Source organism: Pseudoroseomonas cervicalis ATCC 49957, assembly GCF_000164635.1.
Taxonomy (GTDB): Bacteria; Pseudomonadota; Alphaproteobacteria; order Acetobacterales; family Acetobacteraceae; genus Pseudoroseomonas; species Pseudoroseomonas cervicalis.
Window position 1 is genome coordinate 1697358 of the sequence record NZ_GG770777.1, and the last position, 6980, is coordinate 1704337.

5 protein-coding genes are annotated in these 6980 nt (G+C 73.1%); 2 read left to right on the forward strand and 3 right to left on the reverse strand.

What is annotated here, in order from left to right:
* Nucleotides 1-221 precede the first annotated feature (221 nt).
* The gene (gene hemN / locus HMPREF0731_RS07395) at nt 222-1547 is read right to left on the reverse strand and encodes an oxygen-independent coproporphyrinogen III oxidase (RefSeq protein WP_007003442.1); all 1326 of its coding nucleotides are present in this window, start codon (nt 1545-1547) and stop codon (nt 222-224) included.
* A 275-nt stretch (nt 1548-1822) separates the two neighbouring features.
* On the opposite strand from hemN, the gene HMPREF0731_RS07400 reads away from it, so the two are divergent.
* Together HMPREF0731_RS07400 and xdhB are read left to right on the forward strand one after the other, a co-directional pair.
* Nucleotides 1823-3211, forward strand: coding sequence for a xanthine dehydrogenase small subunit (locus tag HMPREF0731_RS07400; protein WP_007003444.1), 1389 nt, complete (start codon nt 1823-1825; stop codon nt 3209-3211).
* Complete coding sequence (xdhB, locus tag HMPREF0731_RS07405) at nt 3208-5520, forward strand: xanthine dehydrogenase molybdopterin binding subunit (protein ID WP_007003445.1); 2313 nt, start codon at nt 3208-3210, stop codon at nt 5518-5520. The genes HMPREF0731_RS07400 and xdhB overlap by 4 nt, the downstream gene beginning before the upstream one ends.
* Nucleotides 5521-5539: 19 nt before the next feature.
* Here xdhB and HMPREF0731_RS07410 read toward each other — a convergent pair whose 3' ends face one another.
* Both HMPREF0731_RS07410 and HMPREF0731_RS07415 read right to left on the reverse strand, forming a co-directional pair.
* On the reverse strand, nt 5540-5947 hold the full coding sequence (locus tag HMPREF0731_RS07410) for an NfeD family protein (RefSeq protein ID WP_007003446.1): 408 nt from the start codon (nt 5945-5947) through the stop codon (nt 5540-5542).
* The gene (locus tag HMPREF0731_RS07415; RefSeq protein WP_083854455.1) at nt 5944-6948 is read right to left on the reverse strand and encodes an SPFH domain-containing protein; all 1005 of its coding nucleotides are present in this window, start codon (nt 6946-6948) and stop codon (nt 5944-5946) included. Before HMPREF0731_RS07415 ends, HMPREF0731_RS07410 begins: the two co-directional genes overlap by 4 nt.
* Nucleotides 6949-6980: the final 32 nt, after the last annotated feature.

Here is a 6980-nt window from a genome sequence, read left to right on the forward strand (position 1 = left end):
CGCTGCCCCGCTCGGAGACGCGCGACTCCAGCCTGTCGCTCCAGGCGCGGCGGCCGCACCGGGCCAGGGGGCGCGGCAGGGCCCGCTCCCGATCGGCGGTCAGATGATCCCGCTCGGGGGCGCGCAGCGTCTCGGCCATGGCGGTGTCCGGCTCCGTTCCAGTCTCGGCGCCGTATGATAGGCCGGGGCGGCGCGCGGCGCACCCCGCCGCGCGCGCGGCCTCACACCGCCTTGCTGTGCCGGCCCGGCCCCTGGCCCAGATAGGCGTCGAAGGCCGCCGCGGCGTGGCGCAGGAAGCGGCGCTCCGTCACCTCCAGCCGCCCCTCGCGCTCGGCCAGCACGCCGTCGGCCAGCAGCGGTTCCAGGCGTGGCCGCGCCGCCGCCAGCACGGCCTCCGGCACCGCGCGCAGCGGCAGGGCCAGGTCGCACATCAGCCGCTCGATCAGGCTGGCGCGCTGGCGGTCCTCCTCGGTCAGGGCGCGGCCGCGCGCGACGGCGAGCCGCCCGGCCTCGATCTCGGCCAGCCAGCCGCGCTCATCGGCGATGTTCTGGGCGAAGCCCGCCGGCAGCCGGCCGATCGAGGAGGCGCCGAGCCCGAGCAGCACCGGCGCCGCATCCGTGGTGTAGCCCTGGAAGTTGCGGCGCAGCGCCCCGGCCGCCGCGGCGCGGGCCATGGGATCCTCCGGCCGGGCGAAATGGTCGAGGCCGATGCGCCGGTAGCCCGCCGCCTCCAGCACCGCGGCCGCCGCCTCGGCCTGGGCCAGCCGCGCCTCCGCCCCCGGCAATTGCCGCGCGTCGATGGCGTTCTGTGCCGGCTTCATCCAGGGCACATGGGCATAGCCGAACACCGCCACCCGGTCGGCCCCGAGTTCGGCGGCGAAGCGGGCGCTGGCCTCGGCCTCCGCCACGCCCTGCCCCGGCAGGCCGTACATCAGGTCGAGATTGATGGCGCCGATGCCGCGCTCCCGCAGCAGCGCCACCGCGCGCGCCACCTGCTCCGAGGGCTGGATGCGGCCGATGCGCGCCTGCACCTCCGGATCGATATCCTGCACGCCGAGGCTGGCGCGGGTGATGCCGCCCTCGGCCAGGGCGTCGGCGATCACCGGCGTCAGCACGCGCGGGTCCAGCTCGATCGCCAGTTCGGCGTTGTCGCGGAAGGGGAAATGGGCGCGCAGCGCGGCCAGCAGGCGGGACAGCCCCTCCGCCCCGATGGCGGAGGGCGTGCCGCCGCCCAGATGCAGCGCCGACACCCCGCCATGCGCCGGCAGCGCGGCGGCGAGCAGCGCGGCCTCGGCCAGCAGCCCGTCGGTGTAGCGGGCCAGTCGCGCCGGCAGGCGCGTCACCGCCGTGTGGCAGCCGCAATACCAGCAGAGGCTGCGGCAGAAGGGGATATGCACATAGAGCGAGAGCGCGTCGCCCGGCGCGATGCCGGAGAGCCAGGCGCGGTACTCGGCCTCCGCCAGCGGCGCGAAATGCGGCGCGGTGGGGTAGGAGGTGTAGCGCGGCAGGGCCGCGCCGGCGTAGCGGGCAAAGGTTTCGGGCGACATTCTTTCCAGTTACGCCCACCCGCCTCCCCCTTCCTTGACCCTCATCAATTTTCTGTCCGGCTGCCGTCGTCTGGCGGCGAAGCGGGACGCGGCGAAGGGGCGGGGCGCGGGCAGCAAGGGCGCGCCGCCAACGGGAAAAAGTTTTTTGGTTCTTTTTTCCAAAAAAGAACTTTTTTGTCGGGCTGCCGCTGTCGGGTGGAGAGGCGGGCCGCTTCAGGAGGGGCGTATCGCTTTACCCCTCCCCGGCTGGCCCTGGTTTTGCTTCGATCCTGGGCATGACCCAGCGCATCGCCTTCATCCTGAACGGGGAAGCCCGGACCCTGCCGGCGGAGACGCCGCCCGGCACGACGCTGCTGGACTGGCTGCGGGCCGCCGGTCTGACCGGCACCAAGGAGGGCTGCGCCGAGGGCGATTGCGGCGCCTGCACCGTGGTGCTGGAGGAGGCGGATGGCGGCCGCACCCCGGTCAATGCCTGCCTGGCGGTGCTGGGGCAGATGCAGGGCCGCGCCATCCGCACGGTGGAGGGGCTGTCGCGCCCCGGCGCGCCGCACCCCGTGCAACTGGCGATGGCGGAGGGCGATGCGACGCAATGCGGCTTCTGCACGCCCGGCATCGTCATGTCCGCCTGGGCGCATGCGCGGGAGGGCGGGGCGGCGCATGAGGCGCTGGCGGGCAATCTCTGCCGCTGCACCGGCTATCGCCCGATCCTGTCGGTGTTCGAGGGGGTGCGAGATGACGGCGCCGCGCCCCCTGCCCTGCCGCCCCTGACATCGGCAGAGCTGGCTTCCCCGGATCAGGTGTTCCACGCCCCGGTGACGCTGGCGGAAGCCCTGGCGCTGCGCGCGGCGCATCCGGAGGCCTGGTTGCTGGCGGGCGGCACCGATCTCGGCCTGCGCTTCGCCGGGCACCGGGAGAAGCCGGCGCGCATCCTGGGGCTCGGCGCGGTGGCGGAGTTGCGGGCGTTGGAGATCGGGGAGGCCAGCCTGCGCATTGGCGCGGGCCTGCCCTATGGCGCGCTGCTGCGGGCGCTGCGTGGCCTGCCCGACCTGGCGCCGCTGGCCGGGCTGCTGGCGCGGCTGGGCTCGCGGCAGATTCGCGGCATGGGCACGCTGGGCGGCAATCTCGGCACCGCCTCGCCGATCGGCGATGCGCTGCCGCCGCTGCTGGCGCTGGGCGCGACGGTGGAAGTGCAATCCGCCGCGCACGGTGCGCGAAGCTTGCCGGTCGCGGAGTTCCTCACCGGCTATCGCCGCACTGCCCTGGCGGCGGACGAGATCATCACCGCGATCGGGCTGCCCCGCCCGCCGCCGGGCGCGCTCTTCGCCTGCGAGAAGCTGTCGAAGCGGCACGACCAGGATATTTCCACCGTCTCGGCGGCCTTCCTGCTGGAGCTGGAGGAGGGGCGCATCCGCCAGGCCCGGCTGGCCTTTGGTGGCATGGCGGCGACCGTGGTCCGCGCGGCGGGGGCCGAGGCGGCGCTGACCGGCGCCCCGCTGGCCGAGGCCAGCTTCGCCGCCGCCGCGCAGGCCCTGGCCGGGGATGTCACCCCGCTCTCCGATGGCCGCGGCAGCGCGGAATACCGGCTGCGCGGCGCGCAGGGGCTGCTGATGCGGCTGTTCTGGCGCGCCACCCGCCCCGAGCTGGCGCTGGAGGTGCAGGCATGACCGACGCCCTGCCGCGCCCCAGCCGCACCGGCATGGGTGCTTCGCTCCGCCAGGACAGCGCGCTGCGCCATACCACCGGCGAGGCCCGCTTCACCGACGACCTGCCCGAGCCGCCGGGGCTGCTGCACGCGGCGCTGGCGCTCTCCCCCGTGGCGCATGGGCATCTGGCGCCGCTGGACATGGCGCCGGCGCGGGCGGTGCCGGGGGTGGTGGCGGTGCTCGGCCCGCGCGACATCCCCGGCCGCAACGACATTTCTCCCAGCGGCAAGGCCACCGAAGTGCTGTTCGCCGAGGATCGTGTCGAGCATTGGGGCCAGCCGATCGCCCTGGTGGTCGCCACCACGCGCGACGCGGCCCTGGCCGGCGCCGCCGCGCTGCGGCCGGAGATCACGAAGCTGCCGCCCATCCTTTCGATTGAGGACGCGCTGGCGGCCAACGCCCTGCTGATGCCGCCCCAGGTGATCGAGCGTGGCGACTGGACCACCGCGCTGCAAACCGCGCCCATCCAACTGGAAGAAAAATTCCGCTGCGGGGGACAGGAGCATTTCTATCTGGAGGGGCAGATCGCCCTGGCCATCCCCGGCGAGGATGGCGAGATCACCCTGCACTCCTCCACCCAGCACCCGACCGAGGTGCAGCACATCGCCGCCCGCGTGCTGGGCTGCGATTTCGCCCGCATCACCGTGCAGTGCCGGCGCATGGGCGGCGGCTTCGGCGGCAAGGAAAGCAACGCCTCCTGGCTGGCCGCCGCCACCGCGCTGGCGGCGCGCGCCACGGGCCGGCCGGTGAAGCTGCGCCTCTCCCGCCAGGCGGACATGGCGGCCACCGGCAAGCGCCACCCCTTCCTCTATCGCTGGCGCGCCGGCTGCGACGCATCGGGGCGCATCCTGGCGCTGGATGCGATGCTGGCCGCCGATGGCGGGCACAGCCTGGATCTCTCCGGCGGCGTCATCTTCCGCGCCGTCACCCACGCGCTGAACGCCTATGACGTGCCGGCGCTGCGCATCACCGGACTCGCCTGCAAGACCAACACCGTCAGCAACACCGCCTTCCGCGGCTTCGGCGGGCCGCAGGGCGCGCTGCTGATGGAGGATGTTTTTTTCAGTGTGGCGCGCGCCACGGGGCTCAGCGTCGATGAAGTGCGCGAAAGGAACTTCGCCGGCGGGCCGAACGGCGACGAAACGCCCTATGGCCAGAAGCTGGAAGGCGATCTGATCCGCCGCGTCTGGGCCGAGGCGAAGCAGGATGCCGGCTGGGAATCCCGCCGCGCCGAGATCGACGCCTTCAACGCAGGGCACCCGACGCTGCGGCGCGGCCTGGGCGGCTTTGTCCTCGCCTTCGGCATCTCCTTCGGCATCATGGCGATGAACCAGGCCGGCGCGCTGGTGCATGTCTACACCGATGGCTCCATCCGCCTGAACCATGGCGGCACCGAGATGGGCCAGGGCCTGTTCATCAAGGTGGCGCAGGTGGTCGCCGATGTCTTCGGCGTCGAGGTGGAGCGCATCCGCATCACCGGCACCTCCACCGCCGAAGTGCCCAACACCGCCCCCACCGCCGCCAGCACCGGCAGCGACCTGAATGGCTGGGCCGCCCACGCCGCCGCCAGCACCCTCCGCGCCCGCATGGCGGAGGTCGCGGCGCGCCGCTGGAACATCCCTGTCGAGGACATCGCCTTCGCCGAAGGCCGCGTCACCGCCGGCAACCACAGCATGGAGTTCGGCGAGCTGGCGCAGCTCTGCTGGGCGGAGCGCGTCAGCCTCTCCGCCACGGGCTTCTACAAAACGCCCGACATCCACTGGGACCCCGTCGCCATGCGCGGGCACCCCTTCTTCTACTTCTCCTACGGCGCCGCCATCGCCGATGTGCTGGTCGACACCCTGACCGGCGAACACCGCGTGCTGCGCGCCGACCTGGTGCAGGATTGCGGCCGCAGCCTGAACCCCGCCATCGACCGCGGCCAGATCGAGGGCGCCTTCCTCCAGGGCCTGGGCTGGCTCACCTGCGAGGAACTGGTCTGGGACGCGGACGGCCGGCTGCGCACCCTCGGCCCCTCCACCTACAAGATCCCGGGCTCGCGCGAGATGCCGCCGGTGCTGAATCTGCGCCTGCTGGAAGACGCGCCCGCACGGGTGAACACCATCTTCCGCTCCAAGGCGGTGGGCGAGCCACCCCTGCTGCTGGCCATCGCCGTGTGGAACGCGCTGCGCGATGCGCTGGGCGGGCGGAAACTGGACCTGCCGGCGACACCGGAAAAAGTCCTTGGGGAAGGCTCTGCCTTCCCCAAACCCCTACCGCCGGGGGGATAGGATCCCCCGGACCCCGCCTTCAGTCGGCTTTCACCAGCAGGGTCATGCCCTCCACGGCCAGCACGCGCACCGCCTGGCCGGGCTCGGCCCCGCCCTCCAGCCGCGCCGGCCAGTCGGAATCGCCCAGCCGCACCCGGCTGCCGCCCAGCCACACCCCATGCCGGCCCACCAGGCCGGAGGTCGGGGTGTTCGGCGTCTGCCGCGTCGCATGCGGGCGGAACCGCTTCAGCCCCAGCGCGATGCCGGCCGCCAGCAGGCCCACGAACACCACCAGCGTCGCCGGCAGGCCAGGGTCGATCACCGCCACCAGCAGGCCGGTGCCCAGCGCCGCGACGCCCACCCACACCAGGAACACACCGGGCAGCACCAGCTCGGCCCCGAGCCCGAGCAGCCCGATCACCACCCAGACCGCCCAGCCCTCCATCATGCGCCGCGCCCGGCCTCCGGCACCGAGCCGGAACGGCGCGGCGGCAGCGCCCCGCCCACCGGCGGCACCACAGGCCCGGCGCCCGCGGCATTGCGGAACAGCTCCACCGCGCCGGTGATGCCGCCCGCCAGCGCCGAGGCCTCCATCGGCACCACCACCAGCTTGGAGGAGGGGTTCGCCGCCAGCTGGCCGAAGGCCTGGATGTAGCGCTCGGAGATGAAGTAGCCGAGCGCCGACTCGCCGCCATCCCGCGCCGCCTCGGCCACCACGCGCGTCGCCTCGGCCTCGGCCCGCGCCAGCCGCTCGCGCGCCTCGGCATCGCGCTGCGCCGCTTCCAGCCGGCCCTCCGCCTCCAGCACCTGCGCCGCCTTCTCGCCCTCGGCGCGGGCGATCGCCGCCTCCCGCTCGCCCTGGGCGCGGGCCACCATGGCGCGCCGCTCGCGCTCCGCCGTCATCTGCGTGTTCATCGCGGCGACGAGGTTGGCCGGCGGCTCGATCTTGCGGATCTCGACGCGCGTCACCTTGGCGCCCCACGGGTCGGTCGCCCCGTCCAGCACGCCCAGCAGATAGGTGTTGATCTTGTCGCGCGAGGACAGCGCCGCATCCAGGTCCATCTCGCCGATGATGGCGCGGATGTTGGTCATCGCCAGCGCGGTCAGCGCCTGGGTCAGGTTCTGCACCTGATAGGCCGCCTTGGCCGGGTCCATCACCCGGTAATAGACCACGCCATCGACCGAGACATTGGCGTTGTCCTTGGTGATCACCGCCTGCTCGGGGATGTCCAGCACCGTCTCCTGCACGTTCACCCGCTGCCCGATCGTGTCGATATACGGGATGATGAAGTTCAGCCCCGGCTGCAGCGTGTGGGTGAAGGCGCCAAACCGCTCCACCGTCCAGGACTCGCCCTGCGGCACGGTGCGGATGCCCTTGAAAGCGGTCAGGATGGCCAGCGCCACCAGCACCACCAGCACGATCAGCGTGCCGCTCACCGGAATCTCCATGCGCTCTCTCCACTCAGGCTTCTGAAGCGCGG

What these genes read in the sequence shown, in the direction of transcription:
- HMPREF0731_RS07410 (WP_007003446.1), bottom strand. Translation starts at nt 5,947, where the DNA reads ATGATGGAGGGCTGGGCGGTCTGGGTGGTGATCGGGCTGCTCGGGCTC.
- hemN (WP_007003442.1), bottom strand. Translation starts at nt 1,547, where the DNA reads ATGTCGCCCGAAACCTTTGCCCGCTACGCCGGCGCGGCCCTGCCGCGC.
- xdhB (WP_007003445.1), top strand. Translation starts at nt 3,208, where the DNA reads ATGACCGACGCCCTGCCGCGCCCCAGCCGCACCGGCATGGGTGCTTCG.
- HMPREF0731_RS07415 (WP_083854455.1), bottom strand. Translation starts at nt 6,948, where the DNA reads ATGGAGATTCCGGTGAGCGGCACGCTGATCGTGCTGGTGGTGCTGGTG.
- HMPREF0731_RS07400 (WP_007003444.1), top strand. Translation starts at nt 1,823, where the DNA reads ATGACCCAGCGCATCGCCTTCATCCTGAACGGGGAAGCCCGGACCCTG.